Annotated in this window: 20 protein-coding genes; 13 read left to right on the forward strand and 7 right to left on the reverse strand. The window is 68.9% G+C overall.

The features are described 5' to 3' along the window. The first annotated feature begins 55 nt into the window (after nt 1-55). Nucleotides 56-1,741, forward strand: a complete 1,686-nt coding sequence (locus MTAB308_RS17820; protein ID WP_077100891.1) for a DNA polymerase III subunits gamma/tau — start codon at nt 56-58, stop codon at nt 1,739-1,741. A 7-nt stretch (nt 1,742-1,748) separates the two neighbouring features. Here MTAB308_RS17820 and MTAB308_RS17825 read toward each other — a convergent pair whose 3' ends face one another. Further along, nucleotides 1,749-3,059, reverse strand: a complete 1,311-nt coding sequence (locus MTAB308_RS17825; RefSeq protein ID WP_216823675.1) for a class I SAM-dependent methyltransferase — start codon at nt 3,057-3,059, stop codon at nt 1,749-1,751. Continuing rightward, complete coding sequence (locus tag MTAB308_RS17830; protein WP_216823676.1) at nt 3,056-4,390, reverse strand: FAD-binding oxidoreductase; 1,335 nt, start codon at nt 4,388-4,390, stop codon at nt 3,056-3,058. Before MTAB308_RS17830 ends, MTAB308_RS17825 begins: the two co-directional genes overlap by 4 nt. Nucleotides 4,391-4,550: 160 nt before the next feature. On the opposite strand from MTAB308_RS17830, the gene MTAB308_RS17835 reads away from it, so the two are divergent. Further along, nucleotides 4,551-4,988: an SRPBCC family protein gene (locus MTAB308_RS17835; protein WP_077100895.1), complete on the forward strand. Its 438-nt coding sequence runs from the start codon at nt 4,551-4,553 to the stop codon at nt 4,986-4,988. Between the two features lie 5 nt (nt 4,989-4,993). Here MTAB308_RS17835 and MTAB308_RS17840 read toward each other — a convergent pair whose 3' ends face one another. After that, complete coding sequence (locus tag MTAB308_RS17840; protein ID WP_077100898.1) at nt 4,994-5,767, reverse strand: Rv3717 family N-acetylmuramoyl-L-alanine amidase; 774 nt, start codon at nt 5,765-5,767, stop codon at nt 4,994-4,996. 98 nt (nt 5,768-5,865) lie between these two features. On the opposite strand from MTAB308_RS17840, the gene MTAB308_RS17845 reads away from it, so the two are divergent. Both MTAB308_RS17845 and recR read left to right on the forward strand, forming a co-directional pair. After that, nucleotides 5,866-6,222, forward strand: a complete 357-nt coding sequence (locus tag MTAB308_RS17845; RefSeq protein ID WP_077100900.1) for a YbaB/EbfC family nucleoid-associated protein — start codon at nt 5,866-5,868, stop codon at nt 6,220-6,222. Between the two features lie 12 nt (nt 6,223-6,234). Then, on the forward strand, nt 6,235-6,846 hold the full coding sequence (recR, locus tag MTAB308_RS17850; RefSeq protein ID WP_077100903.1) for a recombination mediator RecR: 612 nt from the start codon (nt 6,235-6,237) through the stop codon (nt 6,844-6,846). A gap of 4 nt (nt 6,847-6,850) precedes the next feature. Here the strand turns inward: recR and MTAB308_RS17855 are convergent, their stop codons facing one another. From MTAB308_RS17855 to MTAB308_RS17865, 3 genes are all read right to left on the reverse strand, one after another. Continuing rightward, a complete protein-coding gene (locus MTAB308_RS17855) occupies nt 6,851-7,513 on the reverse strand; it encodes a C39 family peptidase (RefSeq protein ID WP_077100905.1) in 663 nt (220 codons plus the stop codon). A gap of 174 nt (nt 7,514-7,687) precedes the next feature. Next, nucleotides 7,688-8,395, reverse strand: coding sequence for a type 1 glutamine amidotransferase (locus tag MTAB308_RS17860; protein ID WP_077100907.1), 708 nt, complete (start codon nt 8,393-8,395; stop codon nt 7,688-7,690). After that, the gene (locus MTAB308_RS17865; RefSeq protein ID WP_077100909.1) at nt 8,388-9,617 is read right to left on the reverse strand and encodes a Mur ligase family protein; all 1,230 of its coding nucleotides are present in this window, start codon (nt 9,615-9,617) and stop codon (nt 8,388-8,390) included. Before MTAB308_RS17865 ends, MTAB308_RS17860 begins: the two co-directional genes overlap by 8 nt. A 188-nt stretch (nt 9,618-9,805) precedes the next feature. Here MTAB308_RS17865 and MTAB308_RS17870 point away from each other — a divergent pair, with 188 nt between their 5' ends. From MTAB308_RS17870 to MTAB308_RS17880, 3 genes are read left to right on the forward strand one after another with little or no spacing between them, the layout of a single operon-like run. Further along, nucleotides 9,806-10,798, forward strand: a complete 993-nt coding sequence (locus MTAB308_RS17870; RefSeq protein ID WP_077100911.1) for a DEDDh family exonuclease — start codon at nt 9,806-9,808, stop codon at nt 10,796-10,798. 46 nt (nt 10,799-10,844) lie between these two features. Beyond that, entirely contained in the window at nt 10,845-11,291 is a 447-nt protein-coding gene (locus MTAB308_RS17875) for a hypothetical protein (protein WP_077100913.1), read from the forward strand. After that, on the forward strand, nt 11,291-11,854 hold the full coding sequence (locus MTAB308_RS17880) for a TetR/AcrR family transcriptional regulator (protein ID WP_077100915.1): 564 nt from the start codon (nt 11,291-11,293) through the stop codon (nt 11,852-11,854). The genes MTAB308_RS17875 and MTAB308_RS17880 overlap by 1 nt, the downstream gene beginning before the upstream one ends. On the opposite strand, the gene leuA is transcribed toward MTAB308_RS17880, so the two are convergent. Beyond that, entirely contained in the window at nt 11,851-13,653 is a 1,803-nt protein-coding gene (leuA, locus tag MTAB308_RS17885) for a 2-isopropylmalate synthase (protein ID WP_077100917.1), read from the reverse strand. The two genes, MTAB308_RS17880 and leuA, sit on opposite strands and share 4 nt — an antisense overlap. A gap of 328 nt (nt 13,654-13,981) precedes the next feature. On the opposite strand from leuA, the gene MTAB308_RS17890 reads away from it, so the two are divergent. The 6 genes from MTAB308_RS17890 to MTAB308_RS17915 all read left to right on the forward strand — a co-directional run bounded on the left by MTAB308_RS17890 (nt 13,982) and on the right by MTAB308_RS17915 (nt 20,038). Next, complete coding sequence (locus tag MTAB308_RS17890) at nt 13,982-15,247, forward strand: aspartate kinase (RefSeq protein ID WP_077100919.1); 1,266 nt, start codon at nt 13,982-13,984, stop codon at nt 15,245-15,247. Continuing rightward, nucleotides 15,248-16,282, forward strand: coding sequence for an aspartate-semialdehyde dehydrogenase (locus MTAB308_RS17895; protein WP_077100921.1), 1,035 nt, complete (start codon nt 15,248-15,250; stop codon nt 16,280-16,282). An 8-nt stretch (nt 16,283-16,290) separates the two neighbouring features. Further along, on the forward strand, nt 16,291-17,424 hold the full coding sequence (locus MTAB308_RS17900) for a DUF4185 domain-containing protein (RefSeq protein WP_216823677.1): 1,134 nt from the start codon (nt 16,291-16,293) through the stop codon (nt 17,422-17,424). Nucleotides 17,425-17,520: 96 nt separating this feature from the next. Continuing rightward, entirely contained in the window at nt 17,521-17,907 is a 387-nt protein-coding gene (locus tag MTAB308_RS17905; protein WP_108637347.1) for a hypothetical protein, read from the forward strand. 172 nt (nt 17,908-18,079) lie between these two features. Continuing rightward, entirely contained in the window at nt 18,080-18,526 is a 447-nt protein-coding gene (locus MTAB308_RS28940) for a hypothetical protein (protein ID WP_077100927.1), read from the forward strand. Between the two features lie 69 nt (nt 18,527-18,595). Next, entirely contained in the window at nt 18,596-20,038 is a 1,443-nt protein-coding gene (locus MTAB308_RS17915) for a catalase (RefSeq protein WP_077100929.1), read from the forward strand. Nucleotides 20,039-20,069 lie beyond the last annotated feature (31 nt).

A 20,069-nucleotide genomic window follows, 5' to 3' on the forward strand; every position in this document is an offset into this window, starting at 1 on the left:
TGCACACCCGACGCCCGCCCGGCTGTAGTCAGCGCGCGCCGGTAGCCTGCTGACCGTGGCCCTCTACCGCAAATACCGACCGGCAACCTTCGCCGAAGTAGTAGGGCAGGAGCACGTCACCGAGCCGCTGTCGATCGCCCTGGAGGCCGGCCGGATCAACCACGCCTACCTGTTTTCCGGGCCGCGCGGCTGCGGCAAGACGTCGTCGGCGCGCATCCTGGCCCGGTCGCTGAACTGCGCGCAGGGGCCGACGGCCAACCCGTGCGGCGTGTGCGACTCCTGCGTCGCGCTGGCGCCCAACGCGCCGGGCAGCATCGACGTGGTGGAGCTCGACGCCGCCAGCCACGGCGGCGTGGACGACACGCGCGAGCTACGCGACCGCGCGTTCTACGCCCCCGCGCAGTCGCGCTACCGGGTGTTCATCGTCGACGAGGCGCACATGGTGACCACCGCCGGGTTCAACGCGCTGCTCAAGATCGTCGAGGAACCGCCCGAGCATCTCATCTTCATCTTCGCCACCACCGAACCGGAGAAGGTGTTGCCGACGATCCGGTCGCGCACCCACCACTACCCGTTCCGGCTGCTGCCACCCAAGACCATGCGGGCGTTGATCGGGCGGATCTGCGAGCAGGAGGACGTCGTCGTCGACGACGCCGTGTACCCGCTGGTGATCCGGGCCGGCGGGGGTTCGCCGCGCGACACGCTCTCGGTCCTGGATCAGCTGCTGGCCGGCGCGGAGGGCAACCACGTGACCTACCAGCGCGCGCTGGGGCTGCTCGGCGCCACCGACGTCGCACTGATCGACGACGCCGTGGACGCGCTGGCGGCGTCGGATGCCGCGGCCTTGTTCGGCGCGGTCGAATCGGTGATCGACGCCGGCCACGACCCGCGGCGCTTCGCCACCGATCTGCTGGAGCGGTTCCGGGATCTCATTGTCCTGCAATCGGTTCCGGATGCCGTGAGCCGCGGCGTGGTGGACGCGCCCGAGGACGTGCTGGACCGGATGCGCGAGCAGGCGGCGCGGATCGGCCCGGCGACCCTGACCCGGTACGCCGAGGTCGTGCAGGCCGGGCTGGGGGAGATGCGCGGTGCGACGGCGCCGCGCCTGCTGCTCGAGGTGGTGTGCGCGCGGCTGCTGTTGCCGTCGGCCAGCGACGCCGAGTCGGCGCTGCTGCAGCGCGTCGAGCGGATCGAGGCCCGCCTGGGTGTGTCCCTCCCCGCCTCGGAGAGCGCCGCGGCGCCGTCCCCGCAGCCCGAATCGGCCGCTGCCCCAGGCGAACTCAACGCGGCCGCGCTGCGGTCGATGTGGCCGACGGTGCGCGACAAGGTGCGCCAGCGCAGCCGCACCACCGAAGTGATGCTGGCGGGCGCCACGGTCCGGGCGGTGGAGGACAACACGCTGGTGCTGACCCACGCGTCGGCTCCGCTGGCCAAGCGGCTGTCCGAGCAGCGCAACGCCGACGTCATCGCCGAAGCGCTCAAAGACGCGCTGGGGGTGAACTGGCGGGTGCGCTGCGAGGTCGGCGCGGGCGACCCGGCCGCGAGCGCCCCGGCGCCCGCCAGGCAGGTGGCGCCCGTCGACGAGCCGGCCGAGGCGGAATCGGCGCAGCGAGACGAAGAGGAGCACATGCTCGCCGAGGCCGGGCGCACCGAGCCGTCCGCGCCGCGTCGCGACCCCGAGGAGGCCGCGCTGGAGCTGCTGCAGAACGAGCTGGGCGCCCGCCGGATCGACGGGAGCTAGCGGCGGCCTAGGGCGTCCACCACGGCCGCAGCGGCAGGCCGTCGTCGCCGCGGGCGGCGACATTGGCCGCCAGCACGTGGTGCAGCTGAAGGTTGTTCTGCTCGAAGGCCACCCGTGAGGCCGCCATGTACAGGCCCCACACCTTGGCCGTCGCCAGGCCGACCTCGTCGACCGCTTCGTCCCAGTGCTCGACGAGGTTGTGGCACCAGTCGCGCAGCGTCATCGCGTAGTGATGCCGGAAGTTCTCCGCGTGCAGCACCTCCAGGCCGGCGTCCTGGGCCTCGGTGATGATGCGGCCCGAGCCGGTGAGCTCGCCGTCGGGGAACACGTAGCGGTCGGTGAACCCGCCGGCGAACGAGGTCGACTTGTTGTCGTGGCGGGTGATGCAGTGGTTGAGCAGCAGGCCGCCGGTGCGCAGCTTGGACTTCAGGAAACCGAAGTACGCAGGGTAATTCTTGACGCCGATGTGCTCGGTCAGGCCGATGGAGGAGACGGCGTCGAAGTCCGCCTCGGCGACGTCGCGGTAATCGGAGTGACGCAGCTCGGCCAGGTCGGCAAGACCCTCGTCTTCGATGGCCCGTTGCGCCCATTTCGCCTGCTCGGCCGACAGGGTGGCGCCGATCGCGCGGACACCGTGCCGCGCCGCGTAGCGCACCATGCCACCCCAGCCGCAGCCGACGTCGAGCAGCCGGTCCCCAGGCTGCAGGCCCAGCTTGTCGAAAATCAGCCGGTACTTGTTGTCCTGGGCCTCTTCCAGCGTCGCGTCGGCGTGCGGGTAGACGGCGCAGGTGTAGGTCATCGACGGACCCAGCACCCATTCGTAGAAGGTGTTGGAGACGTCGTAGTGGTGGTGGATGGCCTCGGCGTCCCGGGTCTTGCTGTGCATGACACCGGCCGCAACCCGCCGCCACCGCGGCGGCGCCTCCTCCGGCGGCGGGGCGACGGGCAGCAGGTGCTCGACGCCCATGGAACGGACGACGTTGGCGAGCGTCCGCGCCGACGGCCGCTTGAAGTTGACCCGGTCGGTCAGCGTCTTGAGCAACTGATACGGATCGCCGGGATGCACGCCGTATGCCCGCAGGTCACCCGACACGTAGGCGCGGGCCAGGCCGAGTTCGCCGGGGGCGGTGGCCAAATAGGTGGCCCCGCGCGGCGAGCACAGGTCCAGGCCCAGCTCCGCGTCCTCGCTGCCCGCGATGCTGCCGTCGTACGCGGTGAACTTCAGCGGGTGCCGTCCGGTCGCGGCGAAAAGCTCCAGGATCTCCGCCATGCTGAGCTTCCCGGTCGTGGTGTGGTGGGGTTCTCGGGTGGTCGTCATCGCCGTTGCACCGCCTTTGCGTACAGGTCCAGAAGACGCGAATCGGGGTCGTAGATTTTCTTGACCGTCTTGTAAGCCTCCCCGCCGTAGAGCTCGTCAAACTCCTCGCGGGTGTAGTAGGAGTCGGAATACAACGACTTGTGCCCGTCCAGCTCGCTGACCTTCGCCTCGATCGCCCGGTTGGTGACGCCTTCGGTCGAGCCGGCCGGTACTGACGACCAAAACCCGATGTTGACGTAGGTGTGGTCCGGGCGGATCGGGTACAGCGGCCAGCCGTCTTGATCGCGCAGTCGCAGCGGGCACAACCAGATCGGGGTGATCGGCACGTTGCTAGCGAACCACTCCAAAAACTCGCAGGTCCGTTCGACCGGCACCTCGACGTCCTGCACCACCCGCTCGCGCGGCGGACGGCCGTTGCGCTTCTCGATACGGTCGGCGACGCCGAAACGCTGGTCCAGGGCGACTAGCTTCCAATAGAAGCTGCTGCGCCGGTATCGGCGCGGCCACCAGCGCCGCAGCCGCGGGTTCTGGGCGCCGAAGGCGCGCGAGCACCAGAACCAGTCGGTGTCCCAGCGCCAGAAATAGTCGTGAATCGTCAGCCGGTCGTCCTTGGTGGCCTCCACGCCGGGGGAATCGTGCCGAATCGATTGGTAGTAAATGTTTTTCCCGGTGTAGTCGCTGACCGGGCCCGGGGTGGCGGTCCGACGGCCCACGCACAGGTAGCTTTCGTCGGGGCTGAAAACCACGCCGTCCAGATAGTCCACCGGGGTGCCGCCCTGGCCGCCGGTGTCGATGATGCGTTCCATCGCCGCGATCATGTCGGGCAGCGCGCGGAATCGGATATGCCGCAGCGCCACAAACGGCGCGACGGGTTCCAGCTCGATGCGCAGCCTGGTCGAATACCCCAGGGTGCCATAGGAATTGGGAAAGGCGCGAAACAGGTCAGGGTGTCGGCTGCGCGATGCGGTCAGCAATTCACCGGCGCCGGTGAGGATGTCCATTTCCAGCACCGATTCATGCGGCAGGCCATTGCGAAACGACGCCGACTCGATGCCCAGGCCGCTGACCGCACCGCCCAGGGTGATGGTCTTCAGCTGCGGAACCACCAGTGGCGAAAGGCCATACGGCAGGGTCGCGGCCACCAGGTCCTCGTAGGTGCACATGCCGGCCACGTCGGCGGTGCGGGCGTCGGGATCGACCGACAGGACACCGGTCAGGCCGGAGGTGTCCAGGCCGCGCGCATCGCGTTTGGCGCGGGCGCGGAACAGGTTTGAGGTGGGCTTGGCTAGCCGGACGGCGGACGTCGCGGGGATGGATCGATAACTCGCCATCAACCGGTCGACGCCCGCTGCGTGAGCGGAGAGTGCAGATCCAGGGACAGGCACCACATATACCCTAGTCTTCGGAGTCAGCCCGTGCACCGCGTGCGGGGGATTACCAGGCATCACAATGTCATCGAAAAAGTGTCGTCGAAAAGAGGAGTCGCGCCTGATGGGCCAGGTGAGCGCAGCCAGCACGATCTTGATCAACGTCGAGCCCGGGGCAACCCTGGCCGCGGTCGCGGACTATCAGAAGATGCGCCCGAAGATCCTGTCCCCGCAGTACAGCGAGTACCAGGTGCTGCAGGGCGGGCAGGGGGCGGGCACCGTCGCCAAGTGGAAGCTGCAGGCCACCAAATCACGGGTTCGCGACGTGCAGGTGAACGTCGACGTGGCCGGCCACACCGTCATCGAGAAGGATGCGAACTCGTCCATGATCACCAACTGGACGGTGGCCCCCGCCGGGCCGGGATCGTCCGTCACGGTGAAGACCAGCTGGACCGGCGCCGGCGGCGTCAAGGGCTTCTTTGAGAAGACCTTTGCGCCCTTGGGGCTGAAGAGGATTCAGGGCGAGGTGCTGGCCAACCTGAAGAAAGAACTGGAAGGCTAGCGCGCTCAGCGCGCCTGGCCCTGGGTGGCCAGGAAGCCCGCGACGCCGCGGACGAGCGCATCGGCGTACTTCTGCCGGCCCTCGGGCGACTCCATCAACGCCGAGTCCACGGGATTCTTCATGTTGCCGCACTCCACCAGGATCGACGGATACTGCGCCAGGTTCAGACCGGCGAGGTCCGAGCGCCCGTACAACCCGTCCTGGCCGATGTAGTTTGCGGGCGGAATGCCCGACGCCTGCATCTGGTCGCGCATGATTCGGGCGTACTGCACCGAGGGCCCGGCCTGCGCCGGGTTGAGCGGCGGCGCCGAGTAGTTGACGTGGAACCCCCGCCCCGACGGCGGGCCGCCGTCGGCGTGGATGCTCAGGACCGCGTTGGGGTGCAATGAGTTGGCCGCGGCGGCGCGCGCGTCTACGCACGGCCCCAGCCCGGTGTCGTCGCCGCGCGACATGGCGGTCCGCACACCCAGGGCGCTCAGCTCGGCGCGCACCCGCAGCGCGGTGTCCCAGGTGAAGGTGTGCTCCATGTAGCCGCTGTTCGTCGACGTTCCGCTGGTCTGGCAGTCCTTGGTGCCGCCGCGGCCGGTGGGCACCTGGCGGCCGATGGATGCGTCGTTGGACCCGTTGTGGCCGGGGTCGATGAAAACGACCATGCCGGCGATATTGGACGGCACCCCCCAGGCGGCCGGGACGGCCGTCGGCAGGATCGCCGCCGAGGCGGCGACCAGCACACCGACCAGCGATTTGATTCCGACACGCCTGCTCACTCGTAGGTCCACGGCGCAAAGGTAACCTCGCGCGGTCTACGCTGGGTGTTTCGAATCGCCCGGCACCCACAGGCGAAACCAACTCGAGACCAAGATGCGAGGGGATTGTCATGCAACCCGGAGGCGATATGTCGGCGCTGCTCGCTCAGGCGCAGCAGATGCAGCAGAAGCTACTGGAGGCCCAGCACCAGCTCGCCAACGCCGAGATACACGGTGAAGCCGGCGGGGGCTTGGTCAAGGTCGTCGTCAAGGGGAGCGGCGAGGTGACCGGGGTCGAGATCGACCCCAAGGTCGTGGACCCCGGCGACATCGAGACTCTGCAGGACCTGATCGTCGGCGCCATGCGCGACGCGTCGGCGCAGGTCACCAAGATGGCGCAGGAGAGGCTCGGGGCGCTGGCCGGCGGCATGGGCGCCCCACCGGCTCAGTCGCCGGCGCCGCCACCGACTCAGATGCCGGGGCTCTGACGCTGCACCGACATGTTTGAGGGACCTGTCCAGGATTTGATCGACGAGCTCGGCAAGTTGCCGGGCATCGGGCCCAAGAGCGCGCAGCGCATCGCGTTTCACCTGTTGTCGGTCGAACCGCCGGAGATCGACCGACTGACGGCGGTGCTGGGGAAGGTCCGCGAGGGCGTGCGCTTCTGCGCGGTGTGCGGCAACGTGTCCGACGACGAGCGCTGCCGCATCTGCTCCGACCCTCGCCGGGACGGCTCGCAGGTCTGTGTGGTCGAGGAGCCGAAGGACATCCAGGCCGTCGAGCGCACCCGCGAATTCCGCGGCCGCTACCACGTGCTGGGCGGCGCGCTCGACCCGCTGTCCGGCGTGGGCCCCGAGCAACTGCGCATCCGCGAGCTGCTGACCCGCATCGGTGAGCGGGTCGACGACGTCGACATCACCGAGGTGATCATCGCCACCGACCCCAACACCGAGGGGGAGGCGACGGCCACCTACCTCGTCCGGATGCTGCGCGACATCCCCGGCCTGACCGTGACGCGGATCGCGTCCGGGCTGCCGATGGGCGGTGACTTGGAGTTCGCCGACGAGCTGACCCTGGGCCGCGCGCTCACCGGCCGCCGGGCCATGGTCTGAGCCGTCAGTTGGTGACGACGGCGAAGTTGTCGCTGGTCTGCCACGCCGCTTCGAAGGTGGCAACGGAAACTTGTTCGTCGCGGCCGGCCGCGCTGCCGCTGTCGTTCAGGTGCACCACGTGGGCTGAGGTGTCGACGCCGATGACGACGACGAAGTGGTTTTCCTGGCTGCGGTCGCCCGACTTGTTCCAGAGGATCCTGTCGTTGAGCCCGACGATCACCTTGCGCCCCTGATCCAGGTCGTGGGCGAGGGCGTCGAGGTTGGGGTGGACCGCGGTGGCCGGGACGCCGTAGTGCGCCAGCAGCACGGGCAGGTCGGAGTTCTTGGTGTTGGCCCCTGGCCGGTAGATGGGTCCGGGATGGCTGACGCTCGGGATGTTCCCGGCCGCGGCGGTGATCTCGTTCTCGCTGGGTTCCTGGCCGGTGACCTGGCCGACGACGTCGGCCACCGCCATCTCCCCGCAATCGCGGTCCTGCTGCTGGTAGCGCCAGTAGGGCGCCGCGGCGGCCGGATTGCCGTGCATCCCGTCATGGCCGGCGACGGGAGCGCCCGGGGCAGCGTCGGCCGTCGCGGCGAACGCAACCATCGAGCCGGTGGCCGCGCTCAAGACGGCCGCGAGCCCGACGATGCGGGCAGCCTGGGCGACGATAGTTCTGGCATTGCTCATTCGAGTCCTTTTCTCGGTCGGTGCGTCGAGAAAAGGCTGGGGGGCGCCGCTAGACGGATCCTTGAAGAAAACTTGGAGCCCAAGTCAGGCGGCGTCAGCCCGAGATGTAAACCCTTGCGACGGGCCTCGGCGTGTCGTCGCAGAGATTTATGTGTCGCGGACGCAGGGCGGCGCTCAGCGAGCCGCCAGTCGCTCGCGGCGCAGCAGGTCCACCTCGGGCAGTTGCAGTGGCGCGAGGTCGCCCACCACCTTGCCGAGCAACAGGTCGGCCAGCTCGGGGTTGCGGGCCAGGCACGGCCCGTGCATGTAGGTCGCGACCACGCTGCCCTGCACCGCGCCGTCGAAGCCGTCACCGGCCCGGTTTCCCGCGCCCTTGACCACCGCGCCCAACGGCGCCGCGGCCGGCCCCAAAACGGTGCCGCCCCGGTGGTTCTCGAAGCCGGTGAGCCGTTGCGTGAGGCCGGCCAGCAGCGGCTTGCTGACCAGCTCGCCGATGGTGCGCCTGTCTTGCGGTGTGGTCGTCAGATCCAGCAGGCTCACGCCGTCGACCCGTTCCCCGGCCGACGTCTCATACCAGTGCCCGAGCACCTGGATGGCCGCGCAGATCGCCAGCACCGGTGTGCCGCGGTCCGCGGCGCGCTGCAGGCCCGGGTAGCGAAGTAGGTGCCGGGTGGCGAGCCGCTGCGCGTAGTCCTCGGCCCCGCCCAGCGTGTACAGGTCCAGCGACTCGGGCACCGGATCGGTCAGCGTGATCTCGACGATCTCGGCCGCGATGCCCCGCAACCGCAGCCGCTGGCGCAGCACCAGGGCGTTGCCGCCGTCGCCGTACGTGCCCATCACGTCGGGCAGCACCAGCCCGATCCGCACCGTCGAGTCAGCCATGGCGCGCCAATGCCCGCTGCAGCTGCAGGAAGGCGGTGTAGTTGGCCACGACCTCCACCCGCCCGGGCGGGCACGACGCGATGGCGGCCACGGTGTCGTGCACCAACGTGTGCTCGACGCCCGCGTATCCCAGACGCACCGCGAGGTCGGTGCCGCGTTCCCCGGCGGCCACGACGGCGGTGTGCTCGAAGTGTTCGAATCGCACGTCCCACAGCCAGGACAGGTCCTCGCCGTCGGGCACCTGCCCGTTGACCGAGATGACCACCCCCGCCGCGTGCTTGTCGACCATCGACAGCGCCTCCTGCCAGCCGGCCGGGTTCTTGGCCAGCAGGATCCGCGCCTCGTGGTCGCCGACGCGCACGCTGCGGTAGCGCCCGGCAACCTCGTCGACTCGGGCAACCGCCGCCACCGCTTGCGCTGGGTCGGCGCCCAGCGCGACCGCGGCGGCCACGGCCTGGGCGGCGTTGCCCCGGTTCACCGCGCCCGGCAGCGCCAATCGCATCGGCAGGGCCAGGCCGTCGGGCCCATGCAGCGTCTCGTCGTCGAACCACCACTGCGGCCTGGGCCGCTTGAAATCGGCGCCGGTGGAATACCAGTGTTCGTTCTCGCGGACGATGACCTCGCCGCTGCGCGGGCAGCTGACCGAGTCGTTGGCCCACGCGCCGCCCGCGGCCACCCACACCACGTTGGGGCTGTCGTACGCCGCTGAGGTCATCAGCACGTCGTCGCAGTTGGCGACGATGACCGCCTTGGGGTGACGCGCCAGGCCGGCCCGCAGCGTGCGTTCGATGACGTTGATCTCCCCGACCCGGTCCAGCTGGTCGCGCGACAGGTTGAGCAGCACGATGACGCTGGGCTCGACGGCGTCGGCGACGTGCGGCACGTGCATCTCGTCGACCTCCAGGGCGGCCAGCGCGGCCTCGCGTTCGGCGGCCAGCGCGGCGACCAGGCCGGCGTCCATGTTGGCGCCCTCGGCGTTGGTGGCCACCGGGCCCAGCGTCGCGAGCGCGGCCGCCGTCATCCGCGTGGTCGTCGACTTGCCGTTGGTGCCGGTGACGATGACGATGCGCCGCCCGGCCCCGAGCTGGCGCAGCACCGAGCGGTCCAGCGTCATCGCGACCAGGCCGCCGATCATGGCCCCGGCCCCGCGCCCGGTGACGCGCGACGCCCAGCGCGCACTTGCGCCCGCGGCGAGGGCCAGGCGTGCGCGGGTGGTGATCACCCGGGAGAGTTTAAGGGCGATCACTAGCGCGGCGCTTTGCGCCGGGCGCAGTGGGTCGCCCCCGTTGTTTAAGGGCGATCACTAGCGCGGCGCTTTGCGCCGGGCGCAGTGGGTCGCCCCGTCGATTTTGTTCACGACACGACTCGCAGCGAACCGGTGATGTCGGTCCGGCATGCCATCCTCGGTTCATGAACCGGGTGTCCTGGGGGCGGCCGGCCAGCGAGCCGGGCGGGGGTTGGGCAGTCATCGACGTCGAGACCTCGGGCTTTCGGCCGGGTCAGGCGCGGATCATCAGCGTCGCCGCGCTCGGGCTCGACGCCGACGGCCGCGTCGAGCAGTCGGTGGTCAGCCTGCTCAATCCCGGGGTGGACCCGGGGCCGACCCACGTGCACGGCCTGACCTCCGCGATGCTCGAGGACCAGCCGCAGTTCGCCGACATCGTCGGTGACCTGGTCGAGGTGCTGCGCGGGCGCACGCTGGTGGCGCACAACGTCGCCTTCGACTACGCGTTCCTGGCCGCGGAGGCCGAGCTCGCCGAGGCCGAGCTGCCCGTCGACGACGTCATGTGCACCGTCGAGCTGGCGCGGCGGCTGGACCTCGGGGTGGAGAACCTGCGGCTGGAGACGCTCGCGGCGCACTGGGGCGTGGTGCAGGAGCGCCCGCACGACGCCTTTGACGACGCCCTGGTGTTGACCGGCGTGCTGGAGTCGGCGCTGCAGCGGGCGCGTGAACGCGACGTCTGGCTGCCGGTGCACCCGGTGACCCGGCGGCAGTGGCCGAACGGCCGGGTGACCCACGACGAGCTGCGCCCGCTGAAGGTGCTGGCGTCGCGGATGCCGTGCGCCTACCTCAACCCGGGGCCCTTCGTGCGGGGCCGGCCACTGGTCCAGGGCATGCGGGTCGCGCTGGCGGCCGAGGTGAGACGCACGCACGAGGAGCTCGTCGAGCGGATCCTGCACGCCGGGCTCGCCTACAGCGACGTGGTGGACGGGGAGACCTCGCTGGTGGTCTGTAACGACGCCGCTCCCGTACAGGGCAAGGGCTTTCACGCCCGACAGCTGGGGGTGCCGGTGGTGTCCGACGCGCAGTTCATGGAGGGCGTCGGTGCCGTCGCGCGCGGCACCAACATGGAGGAATTCACCGACGTCACCGTGACCGACGCGCAGCTAGCGCTGTTCTGAGTCCACACCTTGTAATCACTACACCTGTAGTAGTACTGTCGTGCGCATGGGGACCACTACAGATGTAGTACAGAGGGCTTGGTGGGCCGCATACCGCCGCCACCACTACTTTTTCCGCGCGGCGGGCCTGCTGACCATTTCGCTCGGTGTGCTGATCCACCTGTACCGGGTGATCTTCGGCGACGAGCTCACGCTGAAATACGCGATGACGCTGACGACCGACCGGATCCTGCTTGTCCCGATGACGTATGCGGCCGTCACCGGCATCCTGGTGTACCGGCGCGTGCGGTTCGCCAACAAGCCGCATCGGGCGTTCTTCACGGCGTCGCTGATCTACATCGCCGCCAGCGTGCCGCTGCACATCTACTGCTCGTATGTGACCAAGGATCTTTCGCTGTACATGTGGTTTCCGATGTGGTTCAGCTACCTGCTGCTGATCGCCGTGTATCCGGCTTTCCTGACGATGTTCTGGCGGCTGCGCTACAAAGACTGATGCCGCCTAATCCGGAGCGCCGCGCGCAGCTGCTGGACGCCGCGATCGGCATCCTCGCCGACACCGGCGTCGGTGGTCTGACGCATCGCCAGGTCGACGAGCGGGCGGGCCTGCCGGCGGGCACCACCTCGAACTACTTCCGCACCCGGCAAGCGCTGCTCGAAGCCACCGCGTCGCGGACCGTCGATCTGCATTGGGAGCGCGTCGAGGCCCTGCGGGCCTCGATCGGCTCGCTGACGCGGGACGGCGTCAAAGCGCTGATGACGCGGCTGATCTCCGACCCCGACGAGCGGGCCCGGCGTTACACGCTGGCCCGGTTCGAGTTGTTCATGGAGGGCACACGGCGGCCCGAGCTTCGCCCGCTTCTGACGGAGCTGCAGGCCGCGGCGGTGAAGTCCGCCACGCTCATCTTCGAGGCGGCGGGCCTTGCCCCGGAACCGCAACAGCTGGAGGAGCTAAGCCGCCTGCTCAACGGCTACGTGTTCAGCAAGCTCACGATGCCCACCGATGATGACCCGGCGGGGCTGGTCGATCGGCTGCTGCAAGCGTTCTTCGACGCCTAGCGAGAGGCGCGGTTGACCGCCGAGACCACGGCCCGCAGCGACGCGGTGGTGATCGACGGCGCGATGCCGACGCCCCACACCGTGCGTCCGTCGACCGACGCCTCCACATATGCGGCGGCCTGCGCGTCGTCACCCGAGCTCATCGCGTGCTCGGAGTAATCCAGCACGGCCACGTCGAAGCCGACGGTCCCCAGCGCGTGGACGAATGCCGCGAGCGGGCCGTTGCCGGCGCCGCTGATCTCGGTCTCCACGCCGTCGATCTTGACGGTGGCTTCGATCGTCGTCACGCCGCCGTCTTCGTCGGAGGCGTCGACGCGCTGCTTGATTCGCTCCAGCGGCCGCACCGGGGCCAGGTACTCCTCGGAGAACGCGTCCCACATCTCCTTGGGCGAGACCTCGCCGCCCTCGCCGTCGGTGATCTTCTGGATTACCTGGGAGAACTCGATCTGCAACCGCCGCGGCAGCGCCAAGCCGTGGTCGGCCTTCATGATGTAGGCCACCCCGCCCTTGCCGGACTGCGAGTTGACCCGGATCACTGCCTCGTAGGTGCGGCCGACGTCCTTGGGATCGATCGGCAGATAGGGGACTTGCCAGAGCATGTCGTCGACGTCGGTGTCGGCCTCGTCCGCCGCGATCTTCATCTGGTCCAGGCCCTTGTTGATGGCGTCCTGGTGGCTGCCGGAGAACGCCGTGTAGACCAGGTCCCCGCCGTAGGGGTGGCGCTCGGGCACCGGCAGCTGGTTGCAGTACTCGACGGTCCGGCGGATCTCGTCGATGTTGGAGAAGTCGATCTGCGGGTCCACGCCGCGCGAGAACAGGTTGAGCCCCAGCGTCACCAGGCACACGTTGCCGGTGCGCTCCCCGTTGCCGAACAGGCAGCCTTCGATGCGGTCCGCCCCGGCCTGATAGCCCAATTCGGCCGCGGCGACGGCGGTTCCGCGGTCGTTGTGCGGATGCAGGCTCAGGATCACCGATTCCCGGTTGGCCAGGTTGCGGCTCATCCACTCGATCGAATCGGCGTAGACGTTCGGGGTGGCCATCTCCACGGTGGCGGGCAGGTTGAAGATGATCGGGTTGTCCGGCGTCGGCGCGATGATGTCGCCGACGGCGTCGCACACCTGCTTGGCGTACTCGAGTTCCGTGCCCGTGTAGGACTCCGGCGAGTACTCGAAGCGCCACTGCGTGCCGGGATGTTTGGCGGCCTCCTCGACGCACTTGCGCGCGCCGTCGGTGGCGATCGCCTGAACCGCGGCCCGGTCGGCCCGGAACACCACCCGGCGCTGCAGGATCGACGTCGAGTTGTAGAAGTGCACGATGGCCCGGGGCGCGCCCGCACACGCCTCGAAGGTGCGCTCGATCAGCTCCGGCCGGCACTGGGTCAGCACCTGGATCGTGACGTCGTCGGGGATGGCGCCCTCGGTGATGATCGCGCGGACGAAGTCGAAGTCGGTCTGGCTGGCCGACGGGAAGCCGACCTCGATTTCCTTGTAGCCCATGCGCACCAACAGGTCGAACATGCGGCGCTTGCGGGCCGGGCTCATCGGGTCGATCAGCGCCTGGTTGCCGTCGCGCAGGTCCACGGCGCACCACAGCGGGGCGCGGGTGAGGACCCGGTCGGGCCAGGTGCGGTCGGCCAGGCGGATGGGCTCGACCTCTTCGGCGAAGGGTCGATACCGGTTGATCGGCATCGACGACCCGCGCTGGAGATTCCACGCGGGCTGGCCGGGCCCCCGCGGGCCGGCGGGTTTGACGATGGTGCGTGCCGACTTGTAGGCGTCGGGCGAATCAGGATTGGTCACGGTAGTCGCTCCGGGGTTTGGAAGGAACCTCAGACCGGCGCATCGCGAACCCCCGCGACGGGAAGCCGGTCTGGATCAGACCCCGTCGCGGCGTCCGAGGAGGAGCACCCGCTGCACGGTGTGCACTCTACCGCGATCGGCGCCGCGAGGGAAAACCGGCGTCGAGCGTGCGGTGACGGCTTTGCGCGTGCGTTCAGGGCGAGAAAATCGTGAAAGTCCCGCCCTGAGCTCACACGCAAAGCCCAGATCGCACTAGCAACGGCCGAAAAACCGAGATGCGCCCCCACGTATTCTGTTGTGGACTTAAGACCAGCCGGGAAGGGAAACAGTGGCGCTCGTCGTACAGAAGTACGGCGGATCATCCGTGGCAGATGCCGACCGGATCCGCCGCGTCGCCGAGCGCATCGTCGCGACCAAGAAGCAGGGCAATGACGTCGTGGTGGTCGTATCCGCGATGGGCGACACCACCGACGACCTGATGGACCTGGCCCAGCAGGTCTGCCCGGCCCCCCCGCCGCGGGAACTCGACATGCTGCTGACCGCCGGTGAACGCATCTCCAACGCGTTGGTCGCCATGGCGATCGAATCGCTTGGCGCGCAGGCGCGGTCGTTCACCGGTTCGCAGGCCGGCGTGATCACGACCGGCACGCACGGCAACGCGAAGATCATCGAGGTCACGCCCGGCCGGCTGCGGACCGCGCTCGACGAAGGCCGCATCGTGTTGGTCGCCGGGTTCCAGGGGGTCAGCCAGGACACCCGGGACGTCACCACGCTTGGCCGTGGCGGCTCGGACACCACCGCGGTGGCCCTGGCCGCGGCGCTCGAGGCCGACGTCTGCGAGATCTACACCGACGTGGACGGCATCTTCAGCGCCGACCCCAGGATCGTGCACAACGCCCGCAGGCTGGACACCGTCACGTTCGAGGAGATGCTCGAGATGGCGGCGTGCGGCGCCAAGGTGCTGATGCTGCGCTGCGTCGAATACGCTCGCCGCTACAACATTCCGGTGCACGTCCGGTCGTCATACTCGGACAAGCCGGGCACCGTCGTTAAGGGATCGATCAAGGACATTGCCATGGAAGACCCCATCCTGACCGGAGTCGCGCACGACCGCAGCGAGGCCAAGGTGACCATCGTCGGGATACCCGACATCCCGGGTTACGCCGCCAGGGTGTTCCGGGCCGTCGCCGACGCCGACGTCAACATCGACATGGTGCTGCAGAACGTCTCCAAGGTCGAGGACGGCAAGACCGACATCACCTTCACCTGCTCGCGCGACAGCGGGCCCACCGCGGTGGAGAAGCTCGACGCGCTGCGCGACGAGATCGGGTTCACCCAGCTGCTCTACGACGACCACATCGGCAAGGTGTCGCTGATCGGGGCGGGCATGCGCAGCCATCCGGGCGTCACCGCGACCTTCTGTGAGGCGCTGGCCACCGTGGGCGTCAACATCGAGCTGATCTCCACCTCCGAGATCCGGATCTCGGTGCTGTGCCGCGACACCGAACTAGACAAGGCCGTCGTGGCGTTGCATGAGGCGTTCGGGCTCGGCGGCGAGGAGTCGGCGACGGTATATGCGGGGACGGGCAGATAGATGGTTGCGATAGGCGTAGTGGGCGCCACCGGTCAGGTGGGCCAGGTGATGCGCACGCTCCTCGAAGAGCGTGACTTTCCCGCGACGACGGTGCGGTTCTTCGCCTCCGCCCGCTCGCAGGGCCGCAAGCTGGCCTTCCGCGGCCAGGAGATCGAGGTCGAAGACGCCGCGACCGCGGACCCGACGGGGCTGGACCTGGCGGTGTTCTCGGCGGGCAAGACGATGTCGCTGGTGCAGGCACCGCGGTTCGCCGCCGCCGGCGTGACGGTGATCGACAACTCGTCGGCGTGGCGCAAGGACCCCGACGTCCCGCTGGTGGTGTCGGAGGTGAACTTCGCGCGGGACGCCGCCAACCGCCCCAAGGGCATCATCGCCAACCCGAACTGCACGACGATGGCCGCGATGCCCGTGCTCAAGGTGCTGCACGACGAGGCGCAGTTGCAGCGCCTGGTGGTGTCCAGCTATCAGGCGGTCTCCGGTAGCGGTCTGGCCGGCGTCGAGGAATTGGCCACCCAGGCGCGCGCCGTCATCGACGGCGCCGAGCAGCTGGTGTACGACGGCGGCGCGTGCGACTTTCCGGCGCCGAAGACCTACGTGGCGCCCATCGCGTTCAACGTCCTGCCGCTCGCCGGATCGCTGCTCGACGACGGTTCCGGCGAGACCGACGAGGACGCCAAGTTGCGCTTCGAGAGCCGCAAGATCCTGGGCATCCCCGACCTGTTGGTGAGCGGCACCTGCGTGCGGGTGCCGGTGTTCACCGGCCACTCGTTGTCGATCAACGCCGAATTCGCGCGGCCGCTGTCCCCGGAGCGGGCCCGCGAACTGCTCGACGGGGCACCGGGCGTCAAGGTGGTCGACGTGCCGACGCCGCTGGCCGCCGCCGGTGTGGACGAATCGCTGGTCGGGCGCATCCGGCGCGACCCGGGCGTGCCCGACGGGCGCGGCCTGGCGCTGTTCGTCTCGGGGGACAACCTGCGCAAGGGTGCGGCGCTCAACACCATCCAGATCGCCGAGTTACTCGCCGCCCAGTTGTGAATCCGCGGGTGAGTTCCGCGACGCGGTTCTCGCTAGTTGTGGCCGCTTTGATTGTGCCGCAGTGCTTTTGGGCAGCGCACGCCGATCCCCCGGCGCCGGCGCCGGAGCCGATCCTGCAGCCGCTGGCGCCCGGGCAGGTGCTGCGAATCGGACCGACGGCCGGCACCGGCACCCCCACGGGGGACTACGGCATCGGCGCGACGGACCTATGTGAGTTCGTCGAGTTCCCCACCGAGCTGCTGCAGGTCTGCGGCGACAGCTTCGCCGGCCAGGGCGTCGGCTTCGGCGGCTGGTACTCGCCGATCGCGCTGCGGGTGGATACCGCGTCGGTCGACGACCCCGCCGGGGTGCGCTACACCGGCGTCACCGGGATCAACAAGCCGCTGCTGGCCGACCCCACGCCGGCCGGGGATTCCCAGCTGCCCGCCGGGGTGGTGCAGATCAACCGGCGCAACTACCTGATGGTCACCACGACGAAAAACCTGGAGCCGCAGAGCTCCCGGCTGGTGACGCCCGAGCCGGCACACGGCAGCTGGCAGACCGTCGCGGGATCCTGGCGCGACGGCTCGTATCAGGGTGGTTCGCAGTCGCAGATCAGCGGCTACTACGACCCCATTCCCGCGCCCGATTCGCCGAGCGGGTGGGTGTACATCGTGGCCAACAGCTTCACGCGTCGTAATCCGGTGTTGCTGTACCGGGCCACCCCCCAGACGTTCACCGACCGGTCCCGCTGGCAGGGCTGGGCGTCGGGCGCCGGTGGCGGCTGGAACAAGGCGCCGACGCCCCTGTGGCCGGATCAGGTGGGTGAGATGTCCATCCGGCAGATCGACGGCAAGGCGGTGCTGTCCTATTTCAACGCCAGCACGGGCAACATGGAGGTCCGGGTCGCCGACGACCCGACCTCACTGGGCACCGCGCCCGTGACCACGGTGGTGCAGCACGACGAGTGGCCCGATCCGGCGGAGAGCCTGCCGCCCCCGTACGACAATCGGTTGGCACAGCCGTATGGCGGCTACATCTCGCCGGGGTCCACCCTGGACGAGCTGCGGATCTTCGTCAGCCAGTGGAATAACGTCGATCCGCGTGCCCGGTCGCCGTACCGGGTGATCCAGTTCGCGGTCAACCCGTTCAAGCCCGATTAGCCGTCGCTGGGGTGGTTTGGGCAGGTCAACGCCGCTTTCAGCTCATAGCTGGTACTTAAGTAGCGCATAGCCGTCACTACTGTTAACGCCCGCATCATGAGTCTCATGAGTGAAACATCTGACACCCCAACTGTGCGGACCTCAACCGCAACTGCGCCCGCGCCGGCGGCCGAGCCGGCGCTCTTCCGGACCCCTCGGGTCTTCATTGCCGCGGCATGGGTGGCCATCGTCGCCGGCGTCGTGTTCATCGTCTCGGTGATCTTCTTCACCGGGATGGCCCTCGGGCACCACGGTCACGGCGGCATGCACCACCACAAGCACCACGCGGCCTTCATGCACCCGCACCGCTTCGGCGGCCCGGGTGGTCCCGGCGGGCCGGGTGGCCCGGCGGCGGTCCAGGGCGGCGGGCCCGCGTCGGCGACACCGGGCGCGCCCGGACCCAGCCAGATCCCGTCGTCGGTCGCGCCGTCTCGCACGCCGTAGGCGGGCATTTAAACCTCCACCGATAGCCCGGCGCTCGAACGAGCGCCGGGCTACACAATTCACAGCAACTTTTTGTCCGCGTGACCTGTTAGCGGGGTCGACGAGACGGGCACTATTCAAGGCGTCCGCGTGACCTGTTAGCGGGGTCGACGAGACGGGCACTATTCAAGGCATGACCCAAGCACCCGAACCGTCAGCGCCACCGACTGCCGCCGCCGCCCCGCCGCCGCCCGCCTACGAGCGGGTCAAGCCGCCCAGGCTCTACGTCGCCGCCGCGTGGGTGGTGATCGTGGCCGGCATCGTCTTCATTCTGTCGACCGTCTTTTTCGCCGGCGCCATGGTCGTCGGGTTCAACCATCACTGCCACCACAAACATCATCACGGCATGATGTACGGCCCCGGCGGCCCCGGCGGGCCGGGCGGCGGCCCGTGGCAGTTCGGCGGGCCCGGCGGTCCGGGCATGGTCGTCGGCCCGTGGGGCCCGCCGGGCTTCGCTCCAGGTGGGCCGGGCGGCCCGTTCGGTCCGCCGCCGGGTGCCGGTCCGGGTGGTCCCAGCCAGTCGCCGACGCCCAGCGCGCCCGCACCGGCGCCGAACACCCCGGGCAATCCGCGCCCGTAGCCACACCGTTGGTGCCGCGCGCATCGAAAGCTGTTGGGCTCGTTCAAGATAACGAAGAGGTAGATAAGAATGACTGACCGCCATACCACCACCGACGCCGGCATTCCCGCACCCAGTGACGACCAATCGTTGACGATCGGCCCCGACGGGCCGATCCTGCTGCAGGATCACTACCTGATCGAACAGATGGCGATGTTCAACCGGGAGCGCATCCCGGAACGCCAGCCGCACGCCAAGGGCGGCGGCGCCTTTGGCCACTTCGAGGTGACCAACGACGTCAGCCGGTACACCAGGGCGGCGGTGTTCCAGCCGGGCACCAAAACCGAGACGCTGATCAGGTTTTCGACCGTCGCGGGCGAGCGCGGCAGCCCGGACACCTGGCGGGATCCACGCGGCTTCGCGCTGAAGTTCTACACGACCGAGGGCAACTTCGACATGGTCGGCAACAACACGCCGGTCTTCTTCATGCGCGACCCGATGAAGTTCCAGCACTTCATCCGGTCCCAAAAGCGCATGCAGGCAACGAATTTGCGCGACCACAACATGCAGTGGGATTTCTGGACGCTGTCGCCGGAGTCCGCACACCAGGTCACCTGGCTGATGGGCGATCGCGGGATCCCCAAGAGCTGGCGGCAGATGAATGGCTACAGCAGCCACACCTACAGCTGGATCAACGCCGGCGGCGAGATCTTCTGGGTGAAGTACCACTTCATCACCGATCAGGGCGTCGAGTTTTTGACCCAGGAAGACGCCGACCGGCTGGCCGGGGAGGACGGCGACTACCACCAGCGGGACCTGTACGACGCGATCGAGCGCGGCGATCACCCGAGCTGGACGCTGAAGATGCAGGTCATGCCGTACGAGGAGGCCAGGAACTACCGGTTCAACCCGTTCGACCTGACCAAGGTGTGGCCGCACGGCGACTACCCGCTGATCGACGTCGGCAGGCTGACGCTGGATCGCAACGTCACCGACTACCACACCGAAATCGAGCAGGCGGCCTTCGAGCCCAACAACACCGTGCCCGGCACCGGATTGAGCCCCGACAAGATGTTGCAGGCTCGTGGGTTCTCCTACTCCGACGCGCACCGCGCCCGGCTGGGGACCAACTACCGGCAGATCCCCGTCAACACGCCGAAGGTCGAGGTGAACAGCTACTCCAAGGACGGCGCGATGCGGATGAACAACGTCTCCGATCCGGTGTATGCGCCCAATTCCTACGGCGGCCCGCAGGCGGACCCCGCCCGCGCCGCCGAGGTGCGCTGGCACGCCGACGGCGACATGGTCCGCGCCGCGTATACGCTGCACGCCGAGGACGACGACTGGGGCCAGGCCGGCACCATGGTCCGCGAGGTGCTCGACGATGCGGCCCGGGAACGCTTGGCGCACAACATCATCGGGCACGTTTCCAAGGGCGTCAAAGAGCCGGTGCTATCGCGGGTGTTCGAGTACTGGCGCAACGTCGACCCCGACCTCGGTAAGAAGGTGGAGGAGGGGGTGCGGGCGCAATAATCCGGCGTTCGCTATCGCGCACCCGCCCCTG

Origin of the sequence: Mycobacterium terramassiliense (assembly GCF_900157385.1) — a bacterium.
Taxonomy (GTDB): domain Bacteria; phylum Actinomycetota; class Actinomycetes; order Mycobacteriales; family Mycobacteriaceae; genus Mycobacterium; species Mycobacterium terramassiliense.

What these genes read in the sequence shown, in the direction of transcription:
- MTAB308_RS28940 (WP_077100927.1), top strand. Translation starts at nt 18,080, where the DNA reads ATGACCCAAGCACCCGAACCGTCAGCGCCACCGACTGCCGCCGCCGCC.
- MTAB308_RS17835 (WP_077100895.1), top strand. Translation starts at nt 4,551, where the DNA reads ATGGGCCAGGTGAGCGCAGCCAGCACGATCTTGATCAACGTCGAGCCC.
- MTAB308_RS17880 (WP_077100915.1), top strand. Translation starts at nt 11,291, where the DNA reads ATGCCGCCTAATCCGGAGCGCCGCGCGCAGCTGCTGGACGCCGCGATC.
- MTAB308_RS17830 (WP_216823676.1), bottom strand. Translation starts at nt 4,390, where the DNA reads ATGGCGAGTTATCGATCCATCCCCGCGACGTCCGCCGTCCGGCTAGCC.
- MTAB308_RS17845 (WP_077100900.1), top strand. Translation starts at nt 5,866, where the DNA reads ATGCAACCCGGAGGCGATATGTCGGCGCTGCTCGCTCAGGCGCAGCAG.
- recR (WP_077100903.1), top strand. Translation starts at nt 6,235, where the DNA reads ATGTTTGAGGGACCTGTCCAGGATTTGATCGACGAGCTCGGCAAGTTG.
- MTAB308_RS17915 (WP_077100929.1), top strand. Translation starts at nt 18,596, where the DNA reads ATGACTGACCGCCATACCACCACCGACGCCGGCATTCCCGCACCCAGT.
- MTAB308_RS17825 (WP_216823675.1), bottom strand. Translation starts at nt 3,059, where the DNA reads ATGACGACCACCCGAGAACCCCACCACACCACGACCGGGAAGCTCAGC.
- MTAB308_RS17870 (WP_077100911.1), top strand. Translation starts at nt 9,806, where the DNA reads ATGAACCGGGTGTCCTGGGGGCGGCCGGCCAGCGAGCCGGGCGGGGGT.
- MTAB308_RS17860 (WP_077100907.1), bottom strand. Translation starts at nt 8,395, where the DNA reads ATGGCTGACTCGACGGTGCGGATCGGGCTGGTGCTGCCCGACGTGATG.
- MTAB308_RS17875 (WP_077100913.1), top strand. Translation starts at nt 10,845, where the DNA reads ATGGGGACCACTACAGATGTAGTACAGAGGGCTTGGTGGGCCGCATAC.
- MTAB308_RS17855 (WP_077100905.1), bottom strand. Translation starts at nt 7,513, where the DNA reads ATGAGCAATGCCAGAACTATCGTCGCCCAGGCTGCCCGCATCGTCGGG.
- MTAB308_RS17905 (WP_108637347.1), top strand. Translation starts at nt 17,521, where the DNA reads ATGAGTCTCATGAGTGAAACATCTGACACCCCAACTGTGCGGACCTCA.
- MTAB308_RS17895 (WP_077100921.1), top strand. Translation starts at nt 15,248, where the DNA reads ATGGTTGCGATAGGCGTAGTGGGCGCCACCGGTCAGGTGGGCCAGGTG.